At 81.2% G+C, this 393-nt stretch carries 1 pseudogene; it reads left to right on the forward strand.

The features are described 5' to 3' along the window. A pseudogene (locus VR45_RS40035) lies at positions 1-393 on the forward strand (diguanylate phosphodiesterase); the annotation flags it as partial.

The following is a 393-nucleotide window of genomic DNA, read 5'->3' on the forward strand; positions in this document are numbered from 1 at the left end:
GCCGGGCCGGCCGAGGCGGCGGCGGCGGCGTCCCGGGCCGAGGGGCGCGCGGTGCGCCACGGCGGGGCCTGGGTGTGCGCGGTGCTGGCCGGGCAGGAGCAGCTCGGCACGCTGGTGCTGCGCGGCCGGCCGGACCTCGACGACGCCGACCGCCGGCTGTTCGAACGGGCCGGCGTGGTGACCGCGCTGCTCCTGCTGCTGCGGCGGTCGGTCGCCGAGACGGAGAACCGGGTCCGCGGCGAGCTGCTGGCCGATCTGCTCACCGCTCCCGACCGGGATCCGGCCGGGCTGACCGCGCGGGGGCGCCGGCTGGGTGTCGACCTCGGCCGACCGCACCTGGTGCTGGTCGCCGAGCCGGGGGGCGGCGGGGGTGACGGGTCCGGCGGGGGTGGC

Source organism: Streptomyces sp. NRRL S-495, assembly GCF_000966955.1.
GTDB lineage: Bacteria > Actinomycetota > Actinomycetes > Streptomycetales > Streptomycetaceae > Kitasatospora > Kitasatospora purpeofusca.